Below are 22,814 nucleotides of genomic sequence, written 5' to 3'. Positions count from 1 at the left end.
CGCCATGAGTAAACTCACCCCGACGCCGGGCCAGACTGTGGGGCCGTTCTACGGCTACGCCCTTCCCTACACCAAGGACCGCGAGCTCCTGGCCCCCGGCTCCCCGGGCTCCATCCGGCTCCAGGGCACCGTCTATGACGGCGCCGGGCACCCGATCCCGGACGCGATCCTGGAGATCTGGCAGGCCGACGCGGACGGCAACGTTCCGCACCGCACGGGCTCCCTGGTCCGCGACGGCTACACCTTCACCGGCTTCGGCCGCAGCGCCGTGGGCAACACCGGCGTCTTCACCTTCACCACGGTGAATCCCGGCCCCACCGAGGAGGGCGCGGCGCCGTTCATCGCCGTCGCCGTCTTTGCCCGGGGCCTGATGAACCGCCTGTTCACCCGCGTCTACCTGCCGGAGGACGAGGAAGCCCTGGCCAAGGATCCGCTGCTCAGCTCGCTCGAGCCGGACCGCCGCCGGTCCCTGATCGCGCGCCGGGATCCCGACGGCGGACTGACCTGGGACATCCGCCTCCAGGGCGAGGGCGAGACGGTGTTCCTGGATTTCAGCGACGCCGAGGGTGCCTCGAAGTGACCTTCTTCGAGACCGACGGCGACGTTGGCCTGCATGGCGACTTTGGCCTGCTGAATCCCGTGTCGGCGTCGCCGCTTGTGGCGGCGCTGACCGGGGACCGTGCAGTGCTCGCCGCCATCCTGACCGTGGAGGAAGCCTGGGCGACGGTCCTGGACGAGGCGGGCCTCGCCCCGGCCGGGTCCGCCGCAGTGGTGGCCGCCGCCGCGGACGTGCAGCGGTACGACGTCGCTGGCATCGCTGTCCGCGCCCAGGGCGGCGGCAACCCCGTCATCCCGCTGCTCGCCGACCTCCGGGAACAGGTCAGGAACCTGGACACCGGCGGTATTGGCGCGGTACAGGCCGTTCACACCTCGCTGACCAGCCAGGACGTGCTCGACTCGGCACTGATGGTGCTGGCTGCCGGGGCCGTGCGCGAGCTGAAGGCCGAGCTCAAGGCGGCCACGTCCGCCCTCGCGGTGCTTGCCGAAGCCCATGCGGCCACGCTTTGTGTTGCCCGCAGCCTGACCCAGCACTCGCTGCCCTACAGCTTCGGGCTGCGGGCCGCGCAGTGGTTCAACGGGCTCGCTGCCGCGGCCAGCCGGCTCGAGGCCCTCGACCTGCCGGTCCAGACCGGCGGCGCCGCCGGGACCCTCGCCGCAGGCACGGTGCTGACTTCCGCCGGCGGGCCGCTCTCCCCGTTTGACCTCGCCGACCGGCTCGCCGCCCGCCTGGGTCTCGCCACGGTTCCTGCCCCCTGGCACACCAACCGGTTGGCCGTGACCGGGCTCGGCGACGCGCTGGCGGCCGTGACGGACGCGGCCGGAAAGATGGCCGCCGACATCCTGTTCCTGAGCCGGCCGGAAGTGGCCGAGCTCGCCGAACCGCGCGTCGCGGGAAGGGGCGTGTCCTCGGCCATGCCGCAAAAGCAGAACCCCGTGCTCTCCGTGCTGATCCGCAGCGCCGCCCTGCAGGCTCCGGCCCTGGCCGCACAGCTGCACCTCGCGGCCGCCAATTTCAACGACGAACGCCCCGACGGCGCCTGGCACAGCGAATGGGTGGCCCTGCGCCAGCTGCTGCGTCTGGCCCTCGGCGCCGCGGCGCAGATGCGCGAATTGGCCGAAGGGCTGCAGGTCTTCCCCGCAGCGATGCGCCGCAACCTGGACCTCGCCGGCCCGCTGCTGCTCTCTGAAGCCGTCAACGCCGCCGTCGCGCCGCTTTTGGACGTGCGCAGCGCCGAGACGGGATCGGGCCGGACCGGGAAGCAGCGCCTGCAGGCCGTCGTGGACGAAACGCTCCGGGCCCCGGCCGCGGAGCAGGCGGCCACCTACCGGACACTGCTCCGCGCGGCCGTCCCGGAATATCTGCTCACCGACGCCCGGCTTGAGGAGCTTTTGGACCCGGCCAACTACCTCGGCCAGGCCGTTGAGATCTCCCGCCGCATCCTCGCGGCGTACCCGGAATACGCCACCGCCCACGCCGCCGCCCCGGCCGGCGCCACCGCCCACCAACTCCAGAACGGAGCCTCCCGTGGCTAGACCCACCGTCAAAGCAGTCCTGCTCTCGCCCCAGCGTCCGCTCGGCGACAAGCCCCTCCTCGTCGTTGGCCCATCGCTCGGGACATCCTCGCTGCTCTGGAGCCAGGCCGGCACCATACTGGGCGCCGACGTCGACGTCGTCGCCTGGGATCTGCCCGGCCACGGCGTCTCGCCCGCGGCGCAGGAGAACTTCACGGTCGCCGACCTGGCCGACGCCGTGATCGGACTGGTCGATTCGATCGCCCCCGGCGCGCGCTTCCACTATGCCGGCGTGTCCCTCGGCGGGGCCACCGGCCTGCAACTGGCCATCAAGCACGGCGACCGGCTCAAGAGCCTGTCCGTGCAGTGCTCCGGCGCGAAGCTCGGCACGCCAGAGGGCTGGCTGGAGCGAGCCGAAACCGTCCGCACGCAGGGAACCCCGGTGATGATCCAAGGGTCCGCGGAGCGCTGGTTCGCACCGGGGTTCATGGACCGCCAGCCCGAGCTCAGCGGCCGGCTCCTGCACACCCTCCGGGACGCCGACCGCTTCAGCTACGCCTTCTGCTGTGAGGCCCTGGCCGGCTTCGACGTGCGGGACCAGCTCGGCACCATCCGCGTCCCCACGCAGGTGGTTGCCGGTGCCATGGACGCCGTCGCCCCGCCGTCCATGGCCGAGGAAGTCGCCGCGGGCATCACCTCCGGCGGCGGCACGGCCACGGCCGTCAGCCTGGAGGGCGTGGCACACCTGGCGCCCTTCGAGGCGCCGGGGCACATCGCCGAGTTGCTGAAAAGCCTCATCACCTGGACCGAGACCCAAGGAGCGGGCGAATGACCGGACACCAACTCAACAGCCCCGAACGAAACGGCGTAGTCCAGCCCGGCGCGACAAGCCAGGAAATCTACGACGGCGGCATGAAAGTCCGCCGCGAGGTCCTCGGCGCCGCGCACGTGGACCGCGCCAACGCGAACAAGGATTCCTTCACCGAGGACTTCCAGGACATGATCACCCGGATCGCCTGGGGCGGCATCTGGACCCGGCCCGGGATCAGCCGCCAGATGCGCTCGGCCGTCACCCTTACCGCCATGGTGGCGCACGGGCACTGGGAAGAACTGGCCATGCACATCCGTGCCGCCATCACCAACGGCCTGAGCCGGGATGAGATCAAGGAAATCCTGCTCCAGACCGCCATCTACTGCGGGGTCCCCTCCGCCAACACGGCCTTCAAGACCGCCCAGCAGGTGTTCCAATCCATGGACAACACAGAAATGGACCAGACAGCATGAACCAGGCTTTCATTTACGATGCCGTGAGGACGCCCTTCGGGAAGTTCGGTTCCGGCCTGGCCGGGGTCCGTCCGGATGATCTTGCCGCGCACGTGATCCGGGAAGCGGTGAAGCGCGCCCCGGGGCTGGACGTGGAGCGGATCGATGAGGTGGTGTTCGGCAACGCCAACGGCGCCGGGGAGGAAAACCGCAACATCGCCCGGATGGGCACCCTGCTCGCGGGCCTTCCGGTGTCCATTCCCGGTACCACCGTCAACCGGCTCTGCGGCTCCTCGCTGGACGCGGCGATCATCGCCTCCCGGCAGATCAACACCGGCGACGCCGAGCTGATGCTGGTCGGCGGCGCCGAGTCCATGTCCCGCGCGCCCTGGGTGCTGCCCAAGACCGAGAAGCCGTACCCGGCCGGGGACCTCACCCTGGCCTCCACCACGCTGGGCTGGCGGCTGGTGAACCAGGCCATGCCCAAGGAATGGACCATCTCCCTGGGCGAGGCCACCGAACGGCTGGCCGAAAGATACGGCGTGGGCCGGCAGGCGCAGGACGAGTTCTCCGCCGCCTCCCACAACCTGGCCGCCGCGGCCTGGGACGAGGGCTTCTACGACACCCTCGTCGCCCCGGTCCCGGGCACGGACCTGGTCCGCGACGAGGGCATCCGGGCCGGGTCCTCGGCCGAGAAGCTCGCCGGGCTCAAGACCGTGTTCCGCACCGAGAACGGCACCGTCACGGCCGGGAACGCCTCCCCGCTCTCCGACGGCGCCTCCGCGGCGTGGCTCGGCTCCGAGGCCGCCGCCGCGATCCTGGGCCTGGACCCGCTGGCCCGGATCGCCGGGCGCGGCGCGCACGCGAACGACCCGCAGTACTTCGGCTACGCCCCCGTGGAGGCCGCGAACAAGGCCCTCGCCAAGGCCGGCATCGGCTGGGACCAGGTCGGCGCCGTCGAACTGAACGAGGCGTTCGCCGCGCAGTCCCTGGCCTGCATCAACGCCTGGGGCATCGACCCCGGGATCGTGAACCGGCACGGCGGCGCGATCGCGATGGGCCACCCGCTCGGCGCCTCCGGCGGCCGGATCCTCGGCACCCTGGCCCGGTCCCTGCAGGCCTCCGGGCAGCGCTGGGGCGTCGCCGCGATCTGCATCGGCGTCGGCCAGGGCCTGGCCGTCGTGCTCGAAAACGTAACTTCTGGCGTGAAGGGTTAAGTGAGATGCTGAATTTTATTGACACCGTCGGTGAGGCCGTCGCCGGCATCAAGGACGGCTCCACGGTTATGATCGGCGGCTTCGGCAACGCCGGGCAGCCGTTCGAACTGATCGACGCGCTGCTGGACGGCGGCGCCACCGACCTTACCGTGGTGAACAACAACGCCGGCCAGGGCGACCAGGGCCTTGCCCTGCTCATCAAGGAAGGCCGGGTGAAGAAAGTGATCTGCTCTTTCCCGCGGCAGTCCGACTCCTGGCACTTCGACGCCAAATACCGTGCCGGCGAGATCGAACTCGAGCTGGTCCCGCAGGGGAACCTCGCTGAGCGGATCCGTGCCGCCGGCGCCGGGATCGGCGGCTTCTTCACGCCCACCGGCTATGGCACCATGCTCGCCGAGGGCAAGGAAACCCGCTACCTGGACGGCAAGTGGCAGGTGTTCGAGACCCCCATCCACGCCGACGTCGCCCTCATCAAGGCCCTCACGGCGGACGGCAGGGGCAATCTCGTCTACCGCAAGACCGCACGGAACTTCGGTCCCATCATGGCCGCCGCCGCGAAACACACCATCGTCCAGGTATCCGAGATCGTGCCCACCGGCGGCCTGGACCCGGAAGTCATCGTGACCCCCGGAATCTACGTCAACAGCATCGTCCGCGTGGCCGCAGCCGCAGGCAAGACAGAAAGCGTGGCTTGAGATGAGCATCCCGACCAATGACCAGCCGGGTGTCCGGACCGGCATCCAGGCATCCGACAAGCCGCTGGGCCGCGACGACCTCGCCCGCCTCGTGGCCCGCGACATCCAGCCCGGATCGTTCGTGAACCTCGGCATCGGCCAGCCCACCCTGGTCTCCAACTACCTCGAGCCGGAGCAGAACATCACGCTCCACACCGAGAACGGCATGCTCGGCATGGGCCCGGAGGCCACCGGGGACCAGATCGACGGCGACCTCATCAACGCAGGGAAGATCCCCGTGACCGAATTGCCGGGGGCGTCCTACTTCCACCACGCTGACTCCTTCGCCATCATGCGCGGCGGACACCTGGACATCTGCGTCCTGGGCGCCTTCCAGGTTTCCGCCACCGGCGACCTCGCCAACTGGCACACCGGCGCGCCGGACGCGATCCCCGCCGTCGGCGGCGCCATGGACCTCGCCACCGGCGCCAAGGACGTCTTCGTTATGATGACGCTCCTGACCCGCGACGGCGTGTCCAAACTCGTCGAGGCGTGCACCTACCCGCTCACCGGGATCGGCTGCGTGACCCGCGTCTACACCGATAAGGCCGTCTTCCTGACCGGCCCCGACGGCGTCCAGGTGCGGGAGACCTTCGGCTGCACGCTCGAGGAACTCCAGGCCATGGTGCCCGTCCCCCTCAAGGCGACGGACCCAAGCTGACAGTCCTGCCGCCGGATAACCTGCGCCCCGCTAAAGTGATGCGGGACCGAGAGGCGAGAAATGATTGAGCCAGCCAAGAGCGGCGGCGCGCCCGCGGCCAGCGACCAGTACGTGCAGTCGCTGGCGCGCGGGCTCGCCGTGATCCGTGCCTTTGACACAGAGCACCCCAAGATGACCCTGACCGAGGTGGCGGCCCGGACCGAACTGACCCGGGCCACGGCCAGGCGGTTCCTGCACACGCTCGCGGAGTTGGGCTATGTCCGAACGGACGGCAAGACCTTCGCCCTGACCGCCAAGGTACTTCAGCTCGGCTACGCCTACCTGTCCGGGCTGTCCCTGCCGCAGCTGGCCCAGCCGCACCTGGAGGAGCTCTCGCTCGAACTGGGGGAGTCGACGTCGGCCGCGGTGCTCGAGGGCACCGACATCGCCTACATCGCCCGGGTGTCCACCCGGCGGATCATGACGGTCGGCATTACGGTGGGCACCCGTTTCCCGGCCTACGCGACGTCCATGGGCAGGGTGCTGCTCGCGGCCCTGCCGCCGGCGAAGCTGGAAGACTATCTCGCGGCCACAGAGATCCGGCCCCTCACGCCGGGAGCCATCGGAACGCGGGCTGACCTTCTGGCGGAGCTGGATACGGTCCGCGCCCAGGGCTGGTGCCTGTTGGATCAGGAACTGGAGCTGGGGCTGATGTCCATTGCGGCGCCGGTCCATGACGGGCCCAAGGTGGTAGCGGCGATCAACGTCTCGCTGCAGGCCCAGACGGTGTCCACGCAGACCGACCCCGACGCCTACCTCAAGGCCGTGCGCGAGGCGACGGTAGCCACAGCGGAAGTCATCTCCGAGGACCTGACTTCGGGACGGTGAAACACTGTCCTGACGTGACGTCTGGGAAGGGGACCGTCAGGGAGCGGGGTCTGGGATGGGTTCGGTGGAAACCGTGATCTTGACGCCCCCGGGCTCGTCACTGATTTTCAGGTGAAAGTTCCTGCCCACCACCAGGGCATGGATGTCGTCGCTGTCTCCGGGCGCTACCTGCTCGGCCAGCCGCGTGAGCGCCAGTGCCATGGCCCGGCCCCAGTCGTGAGGATCCATACTGGATGATTCAGCCGTTGCTGAATACTTCTCTGGTTCAGTCATCTGCCCCCGCTTTCGGCGTCCGGAGCGCAGCCTCCGGAACATCACGAAGCCCAGTCTAGTGAGGTGGCGGAGCGCGCGTCCACGATTTGCGCCGGCCCTGCGGAGGTTACGCGGGCACTGCGGCTAGGATTTCAGTTCGGGTACTCTTTCGCCCCATTGCCCTAAGGACGCCATGACAGAGAACAACACCGCGACTCCGGAGACCCCGGACAACGCAGCGTCCCGGCGCGCCGCCGTGGTTATCAACCCCATGAAATCTCCCGGTAAAAGCTTCCGTGCCTCGTTCTTCCGCCTGTGCGAGACCCAGGGCTGGGCCGAGCCGCTGTGGCTGGAGACCACCAAGGAGGACACCGGGATTGGCCAGGCCCGCGAGGCGCTGGATGCCGGAGTCGACGTCGTGATCGCGGCGGGCGGGGACGGAACGGTCCGCTGCGTGGCGGAGGTCCTCGCCGGCACCGGAACGCCGATGGGACTGGTCCCCCTGGGGACCGGCAACCTGCTGGCCCGCAACCTCGGCGTCGACATCACCGACCCCGTGGCCGCCAGCTACGACGTCCTCAGCGGCGCGGATACCAAGGTAGACGTGGTCAAGGCCAGGCTGGACCATGCCGAGAAGGAGCACATCTTCCTTGTCATGGCCGGTCTCGGCTATGACGCCGCCATCATGGCCAACACTGTGGACGAACTCAAAGACCGCGTGGGCTGGCTCGCCTATGTCGAGGCTGGCATCCGGCACCTGCCGGGCAAGCCGATCAGGGCGAAGATCAGCATTGACGGCCAGCATGCCGTGCGGCGCCGGATCCGCAGCGTCATGGTGGGCAACTGCGGCAAGATCATGGGGGGCGTGGAGATCTTCCCCGATGCCAAGGTCGACGACGGCATCCTGGACGTCGTGATTTTGGCCCCTCATGGCCGGTTCGGCTGGCTGGATGTGCTGTCCGGCGTCTTCGGCCGGAAGAACGCCAAGAACACGTCGGTCGAATACTTCGCCGGAAAGTCAGCCGAAATCGAACTCGCCCACGAGCAGGAATTCCAGCTCGACGGTGACCCCCTCGGCAAGGCCAAACACCTCAACGTCACTGTGGAGCACGACGCTCTCACCATCCGGATGACGGGCATCTGACCCGGGCTGGCCGCTTCCCGGGCCAGCCGCTTTCCGGGCCGGCCGCTTCCCGGGCTGGCTAGCGCGCCGCCGGCCGGTGTGCCAGGATCTCAGCGAGTTCGGCCAGCCGGTGCGCGCGGGCGGATTCGGCAGGCGTGAACGGCTCGCCGGGCCGGGAAAACGTGATGGGCCCATGCCACGCTGTAGGGATTTTCAGGACCGTCCCGTCCCCGCCCGTCCGGGGTGGCACCTCGGCGTTGCCAGCCGCCGGTCCGGGGATGATCCGTGCCCGCAGCAGTTCCGCGACGGCCAGCGGCAGCTCCTCCGGACTGGCGGCGATCCGGGCAGCCAGGCTCAGCGCGCCGGTTTGCCCGTCGGCCATGGCCAGGGCGGTGGTCGGCCAGACGTGCGGATCCGCTCCGCCGCCCGCCCGCAGCGCCCGGAGCAGCTCGGCTTCGCGGACATCACCCGGTGCCGAGAGCACGAACTCGTCCAGCACACCGCCGGCCACGGGGTGAACATGAATGCTGAGGATGTTCGTGTTCAACCCGGCCAGGGCCTGCGTCAGTTTCTGCAGCGACCCGGGTTTGTCTTTCAGGACGGTCCGCGCCCGCCAAAGGGCAGGCGCGGCGACGAGCCGTTTGCGGTGGCGCAGGGCCGGGGCATGCAGCCAGCCCCTGAGCATCCGGGCCGCCGAGGGCTCGGCGACCCAGATCACCAGGATGGTCGCGGTCATGGTCAGGACCAGGACCTTGGCAACATAAGGCAGGTGGGTTTCCACCACCGCCGCGTGCACCAGCAATTCGATCGGAAGCATCACGGCCACATTGGCCAGCGTCAGCCGCGCCTTGGTCGGTTCGGGCATCTGGCCGCACACTTCGCAGCTCAACTCGGAGGTGGCAGGGGACTGGGCTTTGCCATGGGCTTTGCGCGTCATACACCTATGATTCCGGCCAGCTGTTTCGGCCCGGTTGCCGCCGGGTGACGGTTTCGGACCGGACGGGCAGGAGGGAGGCTCGCAGCAACGCGCCCTAGGGGCTGCGTTAGAGCAAGTGGCGGTGCGCATAGAGGTCGCGGAGCAGGGCGACCTCTGCCAAGTGGTGGATCATCTCGCGGTTGATGTGCAGGACCAGTGCCGCCATGGGGGCCTCGGCGAACGGACCTTCGGACGGACCGCAGGCTGCCCCCAAACCGGCCTCATTGAGGCTCTTCACGCCCTGGATCCACCGGGCGTAATACTCGTCCACTTGGGCCAGTGCCAGGGCCGCCGTGCCTGGGTAGGCGAAATTCTGGTAATCCACGGCAGGACCGCCAAAGTGTGATGCTGTCCGCGCGCCCAGCACGCCGACCAGAATATGGCACAGGCGCCAGGCAATGGTCGTCACCGGAGCAGGAACGGGCTCCGGGTAGCTGAAATCAATGGTGAAATCACCCGTACCCGGCGCGGTCGGGGGCGTTGATGCGTCCTTGCGCCGGACACTCCAGCCCGGAACCGGCTCCCAAAAATACTCGTCGTCAGTCAACCCGTCCAGCCTCGGGCGGGCCTGATTGGCAAAATGCCAGTCCAGTTGATCCACTAGCTCGTGGTTCCAGCTAACATCCGGCACGATGTTCCTCCTCGGCATCCAGGCCCGAGCGGCGGGGGTGTCTACATCAAAGTACTCCGGACCTCCCGCCCGCCATAGGGCGAGTCCTAAGCCTGACGGCGGGCTGCGACGCCGGCAGGGACAGCCGACGTGTTCCCGTCCGGGTGCTCCCCGGCCCCGGTGCGGCCGCCGTCGGATTCCGGACCGGCCAACGTGGCCAGCAAGTCGCGGATCTCGGCCAGCAGCGCAGTGTCGGCCGGGATCGGTTCTTCCTCGGGCTCAGCGGCGCTGAGTCGGTTCTTGACCATCCGGTTGATCCGGTTCATCGGGGCCACGAAGATGAAGTACACCACCGCAGCAGTGATGAGGAAGGTCAGGAAGGCGGTCACCACGGCGCCGATGTTCACGAAGGTCTTGTCGTTGCCCGGCCAAACGTGGAAGCCCAGACCCTGGGTCTCGACGCCGCCGGCGGCAGCGAGGATCGGGTTGACGATGTTGGAAGTGAAGGCGCTGACCAGGGCGGTGAAGGCCGTGCCGACCACGACGGCGATGGACAGTTCGATCACGTTGCCGCGCAGGATGAAATCCTTGAATCCTTTGAGCATGGGGAACCTCCGGTGTGCGTTGCTGGCTTGATTCAACCGATAGACGCTACCACTTCGCTGGGCGCCCAGCAGATCCCGATCAACGGATTCCGATGCCGCCGCCGCACCGTTCCGGCGTAAACTCCGTGGTGGATGCCAACGCCGCCGTCGTAATACTCCGACTGCAACGAGAGGCGCCCGACCCGTGAGAGCCTGCCCATGAAGAACACGCCCATGAAAGCATTTCGCTGTGCGCCTGAGGCTGTAAGGCCTGCGCTGTGAAGCTGTTCTCCGAGATGTTCACCATCGCCCCGGCCAACAAGGACCACCAGGTCGCCCTCCGCTGCGCCGTGGGGGTCTTTGTTCCGCTGATCACGCTGGTGCTGCTTGACCGCCTGGATCTGGCAATCTTCGCTTCCTTCGGCGCCTTCACCGGGATTTACGGCCGGAATGAGCCGCATGCCAGGCGGCTGACTCTTCAGGTGCGGGGCGGTGGGCTGATGCTCCTGGTGATGTTCCTGGCCGCCCTCACAGCGCGTGTGGACGCTCTTGCCGGGCTTTCCGCGGCAGGCACCGCCTGGGTCCTGGTCGGGACTACCACGGTGATCGCCTGGGGCTGCTCCCTGGTTGTCGCGTGGTGGCGCCTGCGTCCCGCGGGTTCGCTGTTCCATATCTTTGCGTTCGCGGCCATCGCGTCGATCCCCAACCAGCCGCCGCTGTGGCAGTGCATGCTCGTGGCGGTACTCACGGTCGCTTTCTCCCTGCTGCTCGGCCAGTCCTCGCGGGTGGCGCGGAGCCACCGGACCCCGTGGGTGAATCCGAGGCCTGCGGCCCTTACACCGCAGGAGAAACGCGTCGCCTGGCACGAAAGCGTGGGCTACCTCGTGGCGGCAGGCGTGGCGGGAACGCTGGGTACCCTGGCCGGGGAATGGCTTGGAATTGGCCACAATTACTGGGCGATGGTGGCCGCCGTCGTTCCGCTCGTGGGCCATACCACCCGGCACCGCGTGAGCCGTGGCCTGCAACGGATCGCGGGCACTGCCTTGGGGTTGGTGCTGCTCGCCGGAATCCTGCTCCTGCAGCCGACGCCCTGGCAGACGGTGCTGGTGATTGCCGCGTGCCAGTTCGGCGCCGAGATGTTCATCGCGCGGCAGTACATGCTGGCGCAGGTTTTCGTCACGCCGCTGGCGCTGATCTCCACGCTTCTCGTGGCACCCATGCCGCCCGGCATCCTGCTCCGCGACAGAATCGTGGAGACCGTCATCGGTGCCGCCGTCGGCATCGCCGTCGTGCTGGCGCCCGGCGCGTGGCGCGGCCTCAGGGGCCGCCGCGGGGCGAGGACCCCCGGGCGCGTCTCCTAGGAGTGCCCGACGCCGGCGCCGGTGCGGGACACTGCCGGCACGGTCTGCGGGACGAAGGCGAGGGCGAGGACCGCCAGGAGTGCGGCGGCGGCGAAAACGTAGAAGCCCCACGGGTAGGCGATGCCGGCGGCGACCAGCGCGCCGGTGACGGCGGGGCCCAAAATGGCTCCCAGCCTGCCCACGCCGGCGGCGAAGCCCAGCGCGGTGCCGCGGAGCCGGACCGGGAAGAGCTGGCTGACCCAGGCATAGACCAGGACCTGGGAGCTAAAGACGAACACGCCGGTGACAAAGACGGCGGCATAGAGCACCACTTCATTCTGGATCTGGATGCTGAGCGCGGCGAGGAACACGGCGGAGAGGCCAAACCAGAGCAGGACGATCCTCTTGGTGCCGTGCCGGTCCGCGAGGACCCCGGCGATCAGGAGGCCCACCACAGCGCCCACGTTCAGGACCAGGAGCAGGGCGAGGCCGGCGTTCAGGCTGTAGCCGGCGGAGGCCATGAGCTGCGGCAGCCAGGTGTTCAGGCCGTAGACCAGCAGCAGCCCCATGAAGGACGCCACGGCCACGCCGGCGGCGATCATCGGGTAGGGCTTGCGGCCAAGGTCCCGGAAGCTGGCGCGTTCCTCCGCCGGGGCGGCCACAGCGCTGTCCGGGGTGAGCGCCGGGTTGACGGCCGGGGACGTGGCGGCCGGGGACTTTGCGGCTGCGGGGATGTGGTGGACCGGCGGCAGTGTCTCCGGAAGCTTGAACCACAGGAAGGGGACCAGGGCAAAGCCTGCCAGGCCACCCACCACGAACATGGTCCGCCAGCTTGGAATGACCATGATGGCCAGGAACGCCGTGGCCACGGCGCCGACGTGATATCCCGTCATGGTCCGGGTGGTGGACTTTCCAGCCGTCCCGGCAGGCGCGTAGTCGTTCATGTAGGCCAGTGCGGCGGGCAGGCAGGCGCCCAGGCCAAGGCCGGCGAGCAGCCGGAACGCGCTGAACCATGCCACGTTCGGTGCGAAGACGACCGCAATCGTAAAGATGGAAAACCACGTCACGCAGGCCACCAGCAGGTTTCGCCGGCCGAGGCGGTCCGAGAGCGGCGCGATGAAGAGCGCGCCGAGCCCCACGCCCACCAGGGAGATGGTCGCCGCGAACGTCGCCCCGACTGCGTCGAAGCCAAGTTCCTGCGACTTAATCAGGGTCGGGATGACCGTGCCAAGCACCACCAGATCAAAGCCGTCCAGCACCATGGCCAGCCAGCAGAGCCACACGGGCCACCGTGATTTGTTTCCCAATGACGACATTGACATTGCTACCTCAGCGCTAGTATTTACGTGATTCCGCGTGCCCGGCGGTGTAGGTCGGACTCTTCCTATTGTGAGAGTTCTATCACCCGGGAGTGTTGCGTGGGACACTAAAAACCGTTCAATGGAAGGAGGGGCGTGGCCAATTCAAACTCCGGCGATTCGGTGGTGGACCGGATCCTGCGGCTGATTGCCGCCTTCCCGGAGGGTGTCACGGCTTTGCAGCTCTCGGAGCTGGCCGCGCGGGCGGAACTCCCGCTGACCACCGCGCACAGGCTCGTCCGGCAGCTGGCCGGGCACGGCCTGCTTGAAGTCGCTCCCGGTGGCTCAGTCAGCCTGGGCCTGCGGCTCTGGGAGCTCGCCAACCGCAGTTCCCCCACGCTTGAACTCCGCCAGGCCGCCCTGCCGCTCATGGAGGACATCCAGCAGGTGCTCAACCAAAACGTGAACCTCGCCGTGCTGGACGGCCAGGAAGTGCTCTTTGTGGAGCGGCTGTCCCGCCGCGGCTCGGTCGCCAACCGTGCGCAGGTGGCCGGCCGGATGCCCGTGCACGTGTCCTCCGCCGGGCTGGTGCTCATGGCCAACCAGCCCCGCAACGTCCAGGCCGAGTACCTCGAAGGGTTTAGCGATCCGACCGGCCGGCTGGCCCTGGCGGACCTCCGCGCCCTCCTGGGCGAAGCGGCCCATCAGGGCTATGCGCAGCTGGCCGGCGTCGTCGACCCGGACACGTGGGGGATCGCCGTGCCCGTACTGGACCGCAGGAGGCTCGCCGTGGCGGCCCTCGGCGTCGTCGTTCCCCTTCACGAGGTGCGCCTGCAGGCGCTCGTTCCCGCCCTGCAGACCGCGGCCCGCGGGATCGGGCGGCGGCTCGGCGAGTCCCGCGAGAGCCTCTCATTCCATTCAGCGGAATTGATGTAACGCCCATCACGCCTTGGGGAGCACACTGTTAGCCGGAAGACCAAAACGGCCCCCGGTCCCTGACCGCCCCAACCCCGCAACGAAGCGAGATGAACATGGCACAGCGAAAAGTCATCAACACCCAGGTAGCGATCATGGGTGCCGGCCCGGCCGGGCTCATGCTGTCCCACCTGCTGGCCAAGGCCGGCATTGAATCCACCGTCCTCGAGATCCGCACCCACCAGGAGATTTCCGAGACGGTGCGGGCCGGCATCCTGGAGCACGGCTCGGTCAACATGCTCGTCGACAGCGGCGTCTCCGACCGGGTGCTGCGCGACGGCGACCGGCATGACGGAATCGAACTGCGCTTCAACGGCGAAAGCCACCGGATCGACTTCCAGGACCTGGTTGGGGAATCGGTGTGGCTCTACCCGCAGACGGACGTGTTCCTGGACCTCTCCGCACGCCGGAAGGCCGACGGTGGGGACGTCCGGTACGCCGTCACGGACACCACCATTCATGACATCGAAGCCAAGCCCAAGGTCTGGTTTACGGATGCTGACGGCGTCGAGTACGAACTCCAGGCCGATTTCATCGCCGGTGCCGACGGTTCGCGCAGCCACTGCCGCTTCCAGATTCCGGAGGCGCAGCGCAAGTGGTACTTCCACGAATACCCCTTCGCCTGGTTCGGCATCCTGGCCGAGGCGCCGCGCAGCTCCGACGAGCTGATCTACGCCAACTCGGAAAACGGCTTCGCCCTGATCAGCCAGCGCACCGAGTCGGTCCAGCGGATGTACTTCCAGTGCGACCCCAACGAGGACGTCAACAACTGGGATGACGACCGCATCTGGGACGCCTTCCGCAGCCGCGTCAACGGCAACGGCTTCGAGGTCAAGGAAGGACCGGTGATCGACAAGACGGTCCTGAAGTTCCGCAGCTTTGTCCACGCCCCCATGCGGCACGGCAACCTGTTCCTCGCCGGCGACGCCGCGCACACCGTGCCGCCCACTGGGGCCAAGGGCCTGAACCTGGCGCTGAACGATGTCAAGGTCCTGTTTGAGGGCTTCGACAGCTTCTACTCCACCGGCTCCACCGTGCTCCTGGACGCCTACAGCGACCGCGCCCTGAACCGGGTGTGGAAGGCCCAGCAGTTCTCATACTGGATGACCTCCATGCTGCACACCTCCGCCGACGCCGACGACTTCTCCCGCGCCCGCCAGCTCGGCGAACTTCATTCCGTGGTGTCCTCCCGCCACGGCCGCGCCTACCTCGCGGAGGCCTACACCGGCTGGCCCGGAGCCCGCTAGGGCTCCGGCAGAAGCCCTGGTCTGAAGACAGATTTCCGTCGACACGTGCCGGGGCCAGGGCTAGCCTTTAACCGTCCCAGCATGGCCCGACAAGGATGACGGAGAGGTGTCCGATCATGGGAACCGCAGAGAATGTTGAACTGGTCCGGCGAGGGTACACGGCGTTCAACGCAGGGGATATGGCTACCCTCAGCGACATGTTCGCGGAGGACGCTGTCTGGTACGTTCCCGGAAGCGGCGTGCTTTCCGGAACCAAACAGGGCAGGGACGCGATCCTGGCGTACTTCGGCGAGTTGGGAGCGCGCACCCACGGTAACTTCCAAGCGGACCTCGAGGACATCGTGGGCGGGGAAAACCACACCGTCGCGATCCAGCAAACCCGCGGGGAGAACAACGGCAAGACCCTGGACCTGGCCACCGTCATCACGTTTGTGGTCCGCGACGGAAAGATCACCGAAGGGCGGGAATTCTTCGAGGACACGGCCAAGGCAGACGAATTCTGGACGTGACCGAACCGGCGCCGCCTGATCCCGGCCGGCAGGCGGTTTCCGTCATCGGCGGCGGCATCGCCGGGCTGGCCCTGGCAGCCCGCCTCGATCCCGCACGGTTCGACGTCACCGTCCACGAGCAACGCGACGGACTCCCGACCGTCGGAACTTCCCTTGCGGTGTGGCCCGCGGCCCAGCGGGCCCTTGGCCGCCTGGGAATCCTGGACGCGGTCCGGGAGGCCAGCCCGGTGATCGAGGGCATGAGTGTCCGTGCGGCTTCCGGCAAGCCATGGACAGCGGCACAGGCGCCAGGACTGCTCGGCGTTTCCCGGGTTGACCTCATCCGGCTGCTGGACGCCGCCGTTCCGGTCAGCGTGGGCCGGGCATCCGGCCGCATCGACATCGTCCGGCCCGGCCCCGCCGGCCTTGTGGTGGGCTCCGACGGCGTCCACAGCTCGGTCCGCCGCAGCTGCTGGGGCGCCCGCTCCGGGGCGCGGCCCACACCGTATCTCGCGGTCCGCGGCGTGGTTCCCGGGCGGCTGTGGTGCGGGCACACGGGCGAATACTGGGGCCGCGGGCAGCTGTTCGGGATTGGTCCCGCGGCGGCCGGGACCAACTGGTACGCGGCGTTCCGCTCCGGGGCACGTCCCGGGAGCCTGGATGTCGCCACCGCCCTGGCAGAAACACGCGCCCGCTACGCAGGCTACTCACCGGGGATCCTCGAGGTCCTGGCCGCGGCAGAGCCGCGGACATCACTAGTGCAGCGGGTCTGGACAACGCCGCCGCTTTGCAGCTATGTCCGCCGAAGGGTAGCCCTCGTCGGCGATGCCGCCCACGCGATGACCCCGAATCTTGGCCGGGGGGCCTGTGAAGCGCTGGTCGATGCCGTGACCCTTGCGGAGCTTCTCAACACCCGGCCCGTGGACGAGGCACTGAGGGCCTATAACCGGGCGCGCCTCCTGCGCACGCAGGCGCTGCGGGCGGCGTCGTCGGGGGTGATGCGGCTGGCCCTGGCCGAACGTGGTCAGCCTGTACGGGACGCGCTGCTGGGCTTGGCTAGTCCTGGTCCAGGGTCTCGGTCAGGTGGTGCGTCGGAATCCGGTCCCGGTCATAGGTGATTTCGGTGTAGCCGTGCGGCTCGGGCTTCCCCGACGGGCTCAGGTTCACGAAGACGATCTCATCAATGGTGAGGATGCTCCGGCGCGTGATCATGTTCCGGACTTCGGCCCGCATGGTCAGCGATGTCCGGCCGAAGCGGGTCGCGGTCAGGCCCATTTCGATCAGGTCGCCCTGGACGGCGGAGCTGACGAAGTTGATTTCGGAGATGTACTTGGTGACGGCCCGGCCGTTGCCCAGCTGCAGGATGGCGTAAATGGCCGCCTCTTCGTCGATCCACTTCAGCAGGCTCCCGCCGAACAGGGTGCCGTTGGCGTTGAGGTCCTCGGGCCGCACCCATTTGCGGGTGCGGAAAGTGATGTCGGCCGATTCCATAGTGCGAGGTTAGCCGACTCCGTGACGGGCGGCGTTGTGTGACGGCCTCAGGCCATGGCGGTGTGCGCGGCGCTGTGCGAATCGATCGGCTTCGCGTAGCAGTACGAGTGCACCACGCCGACATACGGCCCGAAGTTCGGCACGGACACAAAGCCCGAGTTCTCGTAGAACTGCCGCCCGTCGGTTTGCACCGAGCCGGCTTCCGCCGTCAGCGTGGTGATCCCCAGGGCGTGGGCGTGGGCTTCGAGGGCCGCGAGGATGGAGCTCGCCACCCCTGAGCCGCGGGTGTAGGGCAGCACATAGAGGCGCTTGATTTCGGCGGTCTGGGCGTCCAGCATGCGAAGGCCGCCGCAGCCGACCGGCTGGCCTGAGGCTTTGTCGTGCGCCACCAGGAACACCGCCGTGTCCGCTTCCGACGGCGGCGGCCCGGGCTCGTGGTCGGGCCGGCCGAAGCGGGCCTCGAGTTCTGCCTGCTGGGCGGCCCTCAGGTCCGCGCCGACGGGGTTCGCCCAGGTGACCTGACGGATGTTGAGCCGCGGATTGGTCTGCATGACTGCCTCGATTCGCCGAAGTGTTATGCAGTCTAAGGCTAGGCGCCGGCGGTTTCGGCCGTGTTTCCTGCCGGTAAGGTTCGGGAGAACTGTGGATGGAGGGCCTGCGGTTGCTGCCTACGGCTCGACTTCCCGGCGGACCTGGGGCGGCCACAGCTTAGCGCCGCACCAGTGTCCGCAGGAGTTTCAGCGCCACGGAGATTGAGGCGATATCGACCTGCCCCGGTTTGGTCACTTCCGCGAAGGTGTCCTTGATCCGTGCGAGCTGCTCCTGGTGCCCGCGTTCCCACTCTACGATGCGCTCCACGGTATCGGATGTGCCGGCGTCTGCGGCGCCAAGGCCCTGGGTGGTTTCCATCACCGAGACGGTCATGTCCGCCACTGCGGAATAGACATCATCGCGCAGGGCGGCCCGCGCGAGGGCCTCCCAGCGGCTCTGCCGCGGCAGGTCGGTGATGCTGAGCAGGAGGTTCGCGGCGCCGATCCGCTGGAAAACCGCCCAATACAGATCGGCGATGGTGGCGATCGGTTCGCGCACTTGTTCGGAGATCAGGGAGATGTCCAGCAGCCCGAAACTCTCCAGCAGGTCGGAGGCACGCAGGCCCAGCTCACGGGGCATCCCCACGGCGTCCCAGTGCGCGAGCCTTCCTTGCACACGATCCAGGTCCGAGCCGCGGAGGTAGTCCACGGTGCAGGTCCGCAGTAGTTCCATGGTGGGCATGATCCGACCCAAGGCCGCGTCCACGGGCTGGTCGCGATGGTCGTGCGTCACGTACCACCGCGTGGCCCGGTCGAGGACCCTGCGCATGTGCAGGGTCGCTTCGGCAACGTGTTCGTTGGGATATCCGGCGGGGAGTGCCGCCAGCCGGTTGACGATCCACGGCAGGTCGTAGGCTTCCCGCGCCACCACAAAGGCCTTGGCAACACTGGGGGCCGTCGCCGTGGTTTCCTCGATGGCGCGGAAGGCGAACGTGATTCCGCCGAGGTTGATCATGTCGTTGGCCACTACTGTGCACACGATCTGTCGGCGCAGCGGATGGTCCTCCAGTTCTGCTTCAAAGCGTTCGGAAAGCTGGCGCGGGAAATAGCCGCTGAGGACGCGCCGGAACCACGGGTCGTCGGCAAGGTCGCTGGCGTTGAGCTCGGCTGCCAGTTCGATCTTGGCGTAGGCGGCCAGCACCGACAGTTCCGGCGCGGTCAGGGCCTCACCTGACTTCAGCCGTGCCCGGAGCTGTTTGCTGCTTGGCAGGCCCTCCAGCCTGCGGTCGAGGTCGGTGGCGTTCTCGAGCCAGTCCATGGTCCGCTCGAAGCCCGGGCTCCACTCCAGTCCCAGGTGCCGGTCGTTGAAGAGCAAGACGTTCTGGTCCACGTTATTGGCCAGAACAAGGCGGGCCACCTCGTCCGTGAGGGAATGCAGGAAATCGGCGCGTTCCGCCGTCGGCATCTTTCCCGCCGCGATCATCCGGTCCACGAAGATCTTGATGTTGACCTCATGATCCGAGCAGTCAACTCCGGCTGAGTTGTCGATCGCATCGGTATTGAGCTGGACGCCAGACAGGGCGGCCTCAATCCGCCCGAGCTGCGTGATTCCCAGGTTCCCGCCCTCGACGACGATCTTTGCCCGCACCTCATTGCCGTTGACCCTGATGGGGTCGTTCGCTTTGTCGCCAACCTCGGCGTTGCCCTCTGACGATGCCTTGATGTAGGTTCCGATGCCGCCGTTGTACAGCAGGTCCACGGGCGCCCGGAGGATGGCCTGAAGCAGCGCGTGGGGTGGCAGGGACACGGTGCCAGGGTCCAGGCCGAGAGAGCTCCGGACCTGTTCGGTGATGCTGATGGCCTTCGCCCGGCGGGAGTGGACACCACCGCCCGCGCTGATCAGGGTTGGATCGTAATCCGCCCAGGATGAGCGGGGGAGGGCAAAGAGCCGCCTCCGCTCCTCGAACGAGGACCCCGCCTCCGGCGTCGGGTCAAGGAAGATGTGCCTGTGATCGAATGCAGCCACGAGCCGGATGTGGCGGGACAGAAGCATTCCGTTTCCGAAGACGTCGCCGCTCATATCGCCGATGCCGGCAACTGTGAAGTCCTCTTCCTGGCAGTCCATCCCGAGTTCGCGGAAATGGTGTTTCACCGATTCCCAGGCCCCGCGTGCCGTGATGCCCATCTGCTTATGGTCATAGCCCACGGTCCCGCCGGAAGCGAAGGCATCGCCCAGCCAGAAGCCGTACTCCTCGGCCACCGCGTTCGCAGCGTCGGAAAATGACGCTGTTCCCTTGTCCGCCGCCACCACAAGGTAGTAGTCGTCGACGTCGTGCCGCACCACGCGCGCCGGAGGCACCACTGTTTCGCCGTGTGCGGTGGTGACCAGGTTGTCGGTCACGTCCAGCAGCCCGCGGACGAAGATCCGGTAGCATTCCAGGCCCTCCGTCAGCCAGGCGTCGCGGTCCAAGGACGGGTCAGGCAACTGTTTGGGATAAAAACCGCCCTTGGCGCCGGTGGGCACGATCACCGAGTTCTTCACGTTCTGCGCCTTGACCAGGCCAAGGACTTCGGTGCGGAAATCCTCGCTTCGGTCCGACCAGCGCAGCCCGCCGCGGGCCAGTTCCCCGAAGCGCAGGTGGACGCCTTCCACGCGGGGTGCGTACACCCAAATTTCATACTTGGGACGGGGAAATGGCGCACTCGCAATAGCGGAGGGGCTCAGTTTGAAGCTCAGGTGGGGCCTGTTCTGGTAGTAGTTGGTGCGGAGCGTGGATTCCACCAGGTTCATGAAGGTGCGCAGCAGCCGGTCGGCGTCGAGGACGGGAATTTCCTCGATCGCGGCCAGCAATTCCTTCCGGGCTGCCTCGGTATCTCCCAACCGGCCTGGGGCCCGAAGATCGGGGTCAAACTTGGCCCGGAACAGTGCCAGAAGCCCGTGGGTTGCCCGGACGTTGGCCAGCAGCGTATCGGCCATGAAACCGTATGAAGTCATGGTGCCCAGTTGCTGCAGGTACTTGGCATAGCTGCGCAGGACCGCCGCCTCGCGCCATGGAATGCCTTCGCGAAGGACAAGGCCGTCAAAGCGGTCCGATTCCGAGTCCCCGCGCATGGCGGCTCCGAAGGCGTCCCCCAGCAGGGCGCTGGTCCGGGCGGGATCCACGCCGGCCGGATACCGGACGCCAAGGTCATAGAGGAACAAAGGCCAGTCGTTCCCGCGCACCACATCGAAGGGCCGTTGGTTCAGCACCTCGAGTCCGAGGTTATGGAAGAACGGCAGGATGCGCGTCAAGCTATAAGCGGTGGTCAGGTAGAGCCGGATCCGTGCGTCTTCGGCCAGGTTCGCGGACGCGGCAGTGCGCACATAAACGGACAGTTGCGGATCGTTCAGCGGTCGTCCACCGGCGCCGTCGAGATCGAACTGCTCGAACTGCAGGATATCTTCGACGGCATCCTCGACTTCGAAATCAGCCTTGTAGCTGGCCGGGAAGGCGGCGGACCAAAGAGCCGACAACCGGCTCGCCTCCCCGGCCGGCAACCTGTTACGGAGCGCCTCGTCCAGGCCCTCGGCCCAGGTCCGCGTTGCGCTGATAATGCTCCGCTCCACTGCAGCGGGATCGACGTCGGGCATCCCGCCGGCTGGCAGCAGTATCCGGAAGAACACGCGGGCCATTGGGGATTCGCTCAGCCGGACTTCGAATTCGAGCGAGGAGGAGCCGAACGCCTGTTTGAGCTCGTGTTCGATCCGGAGGCGGACGGCCGTGCTGTACCTGTGCCGGGGGAGGAACACCAGGGCGGTCATGAAGCGGCCGTAGCTGTCAGCGCGCAGGAACACCCGTGTCTGGTGGTGTGCCTGCAGGAGCAGGATCTCGCGGGCAAGCCCGGAAAGTTCGTCGAGGTCCCGGTGGAACAGCTCGTCCAAGGGGAAGGATTCGAGGACGGCGAGAAGCTGTTTGCCGGGATGGGACGCCTCGGTGAAGCCGAAGCGCTCCTGGACGGCGCGCACTTTGTCCCGGATGACCGGGATGCGCCGCACAGACCGGCCCGTGGCGCCCGGGGCGAAGAGGCCCACAAACCGGACTTCTCCCGTGGCCGTGCCGGCGCTGCCGAAGGTCCGGACGAGGATTTCATCCAGGTAAGCCGGGCGCGGGACGGACGATCTCAGATCCGAAATGGAGAGCGTGAGAACCTGCGGATGCGGCAGCCCCGTAACGGGCTGGCGGGCCTCCGGCCGCCCGTCCCTGAGCAGGCCCAGCCCCGTGCCGGGACGCACCGTCACTACATCCGTGCCCTCCGTCGTCGGGTATTCATATTCGCCGTATCCCAAAAACGTGAAGTTGCCGCGGTCCAGCCAGTCCAGGAGCTCACCGAGCTGCTCCGGAGTAGGAACCGTGCCAGCGGGCAGCCGGTCCAGGGAGCTGATGGCGCGGGCGAGACTGGCGTGGATGGCGGGGGCGTCATCAGCAACCAACTGGACGTCCGCCAGGACACGCCGCACGTTGTCCGTGAGCTCCTCGGTGGCACGCGACCCCGGCAGGCGGCCTATTTCCGCCGCGATCCAGGTTTCGGACGACCAATCCGGCGGGTACTGGGCGGAGCCGGGCGGCGCCGTGCCGGGCGGCGCTGTGCCGATGATTCGGCCCGTCGATCCGGTCTGCGGGGACCCGGGCTGTACTTCCAACAAGCGGTCCGTTTGTGGTTCCCGCCGCACCAGGAAATTGGGATGCACCAGCAACCGGATGGACTCGTTGCGGCGGGTCAGCTCCGCAGTGAGCGAATGGAGCAAGTGCGGTAAGGCGTCGGCAACGACCAGCAGGACGCTGGCTTCGCCTTCGTTCAGGATGCCGACGGCCGCCGTGCCTGCCGGGCGGCTCTCCGCCAGTTCCGCATGGTGCCGGGCCCGCTGCTCCAGGTTTTCGGGACTGTAGCCTTGAAGGTCCTCGGGCGCCGTGTGCTCGTAGTACGCCGCGAGGAACTGTTTATCGAAGCCGGGGAAAACGCTTCCGGGCGCATGCCCCGGGTGTACCGATTTGCCTGACATGATTCTGCGCCTCCACGGCGCGGGATCAACCGCATGCCGCGGCC

The 22,814-nt window shown here is 67.7% G+C and carries 22 protein-coding genes; 14 read left to right on the top strand and 8 right to left on the bottom strand.

Annotated elements, in window-relative coordinates:
• Positions 1-4: 4 nt before the first annotated feature.
• Genes pcaG through MRBLAR12_RS13210 form a run of 8 tightly spaced genes read left to right on the top strand, consistent with a single transcriptional unit; the run spans position 5 to position 6,815 of the window.
• A complete protein-coding gene (gene pcaG, locus MRBLAR12_RS13245) occupies positions 5-580 on the top strand; it encodes a protocatechuate 3,4-dioxygenase subunit alpha (protein ID WP_223982391.1) in 576 nt (191 codons plus the stop codon).
• Positions 577-2,094 (top strand): lyase family protein, encoded by a 1,518-nt coding sequence (locus tag MRBLAR12_RS13240; protein ID WP_364746595.1) that lies wholly within the window; start codon positions 577-579, stop codon positions 2,092-2,094. Before pcaG ends, MRBLAR12_RS13240 begins: the two co-directional genes overlap by 4 nt.
• On the top strand, positions 2,087-2,905 hold the full coding sequence (locus tag MRBLAR12_RS13235; protein WP_364746593.1) for an alpha/beta fold hydrolase: 819 nt from the start codon (positions 2,087-2,089) through the stop codon (positions 2,903-2,905). Before MRBLAR12_RS13240 ends, MRBLAR12_RS13235 begins: the two co-directional genes overlap by 8 nt.
• Entirely contained in the window at positions 2,902-3,357 is a 456-nt protein-coding gene (gene pcaC / locus MRBLAR12_RS13230) for a 4-carboxymuconolactone decarboxylase (protein WP_364746591.1), read from the top strand. Before MRBLAR12_RS13235 ends, pcaC begins: the two co-directional genes overlap by 4 nt.
• Entirely contained in the window at positions 3,354-4,553 is a 1,200-nt protein-coding gene (locus MRBLAR12_RS13225; RefSeq protein ID WP_364746589.1) for a thiolase family protein, read from the top strand. The genes pcaC and MRBLAR12_RS13225 overlap by 4 nt, the downstream gene beginning before the upstream one ends.
• Positions 4,554-4,558: 5 nt before the next feature.
• On the top strand, positions 4,559-5,248 hold the full coding sequence (locus tag MRBLAR12_RS13220; protein WP_364746587.1) for a 3-oxoacid CoA-transferase subunit A: 690 nt from the start codon (positions 4,559-4,561) through the stop codon (positions 5,246-5,248).
• A 1-nt stretch (position 5,249) separates the two neighbouring features.
• Positions 5,250-5,948, top strand: a complete 699-nt coding sequence (locus tag MRBLAR12_RS13215) for a 3-oxoacid CoA-transferase subunit B (RefSeq protein WP_364746585.1) — start codon at positions 5,250-5,252, stop codon at positions 5,946-5,948.
• A gap of 60 nt (positions 5,949-6,008) precedes the next feature.
• The gene (locus MRBLAR12_RS13210) at positions 6,009-6,815 is read left to right on the top strand and encodes an IclR family transcriptional regulator domain-containing protein (protein ID WP_364746583.1); all 807 of its coding nucleotides are present in this window, start codon (positions 6,009-6,011) and stop codon (positions 6,813-6,815) included.
• A 36-nt stretch (positions 6,816-6,851) separates the two neighbouring features.
• Here the strand turns inward: MRBLAR12_RS13210 and MRBLAR12_RS13205 are convergent, their stop codons facing one another.
• Positions 6,852-7,043 carry a hypothetical protein gene (locus MRBLAR12_RS13205; RefSeq protein ID WP_364746578.1) on the bottom strand — a complete coding sequence of 64 codons (192 nt, stop codon included), beginning with the start codon at positions 7,041-7,043 and terminating at the stop codon, positions 6,852-6,854.
• 217 nt (positions 7,044-7,260) lie between these two features.
• Between MRBLAR12_RS13205 and MRBLAR12_RS13200 the strand changes: the two genes are divergently transcribed.
• Positions 7,261-8,211, top strand: a complete 951-nt coding sequence (locus MRBLAR12_RS13200; protein WP_364746576.1) for a diacylglycerol/lipid kinase family protein — start codon at positions 7,261-7,263, stop codon at positions 8,209-8,211.
• 58 nt (positions 8,212-8,269) lie between these two features.
• Here the strand turns inward: MRBLAR12_RS13200 and MRBLAR12_RS13195 are convergent, their stop codons facing one another.
• The 3 genes from MRBLAR12_RS13195 to mscL all read right to left on the bottom strand — a co-directional run bounded on the left by MRBLAR12_RS13195 (position 8,270) and on the right by mscL (position 10,381).
• Complete coding sequence (locus MRBLAR12_RS13195) at positions 8,270-9,127, bottom strand: ACT domain-containing protein (protein WP_229991926.1); 858 nt, start codon at positions 9,125-9,127, stop codon at positions 8,270-8,272.
• 106 nt (positions 9,128-9,233) lie between these two features.
• Positions 9,234-9,797: a DinB family protein gene (locus tag MRBLAR12_RS13190; protein WP_364746574.1), complete on the bottom strand. Its 564-nt coding sequence runs from the start codon at positions 9,795-9,797 to the stop codon at positions 9,234-9,236.
• Positions 9,798-9,883: 86 nt separating this feature from the next.
• Positions 9,884-10,381 (bottom strand): large conductance mechanosensitive channel protein MscL, encoded by a 498-nt coding sequence (mscL, locus tag MRBLAR12_RS13185; RefSeq protein WP_229991928.1) that lies wholly within the window; start codon positions 10,379-10,381, stop codon positions 9,884-9,886.
• A 257-nt stretch (positions 10,382-10,638) separates the two neighbouring features.
• Here mscL and MRBLAR12_RS13180 point away from each other — a divergent pair, with 257 nt between their 5' ends.
• Complete coding sequence (locus tag MRBLAR12_RS13180; RefSeq protein ID WP_364746572.1) at positions 10,639-11,721, top strand: FUSC family protein; 1,083 nt, start codon at positions 10,639-10,641, stop codon at positions 11,719-11,721.
• Here MRBLAR12_RS13180 and MRBLAR12_RS13175 read toward each other — a convergent pair.
• Positions 11,718-13,022: an MFS transporter gene (locus MRBLAR12_RS13175; protein WP_229991930.1), complete on the bottom strand. Its 1,305-nt coding sequence runs from the start codon at positions 13,020-13,022 to the stop codon at positions 11,718-11,720. The genes MRBLAR12_RS13180 and MRBLAR12_RS13175 overlap by 4 nt on opposite strands.
• A 132-nt stretch (positions 13,023-13,154) precedes the next feature.
• Here MRBLAR12_RS13175 and MRBLAR12_RS13170 point away from each other — a divergent pair, with 132 nt between their 5' ends.
• The 4 genes from MRBLAR12_RS13170 to MRBLAR12_RS13155 all read left to right on the top strand — a co-directional run bounded on the left by MRBLAR12_RS13170 (position 13,155) and on the right by MRBLAR12_RS13155 (position 16,826).
• A complete protein-coding gene (locus MRBLAR12_RS13170; RefSeq protein WP_364746568.1) occupies positions 13,155-13,934 on the top strand; it encodes an IclR family transcriptional regulator in 780 nt (259 codons plus the stop codon).
• Positions 13,935-14,029: 95 nt separating this feature from the next.
• Positions 14,030-15,220: a 4-hydroxybenzoate 3-monooxygenase gene (locus MRBLAR12_RS13165; protein WP_229991932.1), complete on the top strand. Its 1,191-nt coding sequence runs from the start codon at positions 14,030-14,032 to the stop codon at positions 15,218-15,220.
• Between the two features lie 116 nt (positions 15,221-15,336).
• Positions 15,337-15,729: a nuclear transport factor 2 family protein gene (locus MRBLAR12_RS13160; protein WP_229991933.1), complete on the top strand. Its 393-nt coding sequence runs from the start codon at positions 15,337-15,339 to the stop codon at positions 15,727-15,729.
• Positions 15,726-16,826 carry an FAD-dependent monooxygenase gene (locus MRBLAR12_RS13155; protein WP_364746566.1) on the top strand — a complete coding sequence of 367 codons (1,101 nt, stop codon included), beginning with the start codon at positions 15,726-15,728 and terminating at the stop codon, positions 16,824-16,826. The genes MRBLAR12_RS13160 and MRBLAR12_RS13155 overlap by 4 nt, the downstream gene beginning before the upstream one ends.
• On the opposite strand, the gene MRBLAR12_RS13150 is transcribed toward MRBLAR12_RS13155, so the two are convergent.
• From MRBLAR12_RS13150 to MRBLAR12_RS13140, 3 genes are all read right to left on the bottom strand, one after another.
• Positions 16,765-17,199 (bottom strand): acyl-CoA thioesterase, encoded by a 435-nt coding sequence (locus MRBLAR12_RS13150; RefSeq protein WP_079555099.1) that lies wholly within the window; start codon positions 17,197-17,199, stop codon positions 16,765-16,767. The genes MRBLAR12_RS13155 and MRBLAR12_RS13150 overlap by 62 nt on opposite strands.
• Positions 17,200-17,246: 47 nt before the next feature.
• Positions 17,247-17,750: a GNAT family N-acetyltransferase gene (locus MRBLAR12_RS13145; protein WP_229991934.1), complete on the bottom strand. Its 504-nt coding sequence runs from the start codon at positions 17,748-17,750 to the stop codon at positions 17,247-17,249.
• Between the two features lie 157 nt (positions 17,751-17,907).
• Positions 17,908-22,770, bottom strand: coding sequence for an NAD-glutamate dehydrogenase (locus tag MRBLAR12_RS13140; protein ID WP_364746563.1), 4,863 nt, complete (start codon positions 22,768-22,770; stop codon positions 17,908-17,910).
• Positions 22,771-22,814: the final 44 nt, after the last annotated feature.

It is taken from the genome of Arthrobacter sp. LAR12-1-1.1, from assembly GCF_040676555.1.
Classification (GTDB): domain Bacteria; phylum Actinomycetota; class Actinomycetes; order Actinomycetales; family Micrococcaceae; genus Arthrobacter.
Note: the sequence above shows the minus strand (reverse complement) of the source record. Positions and strands in the feature narration are given on the sequence as shown.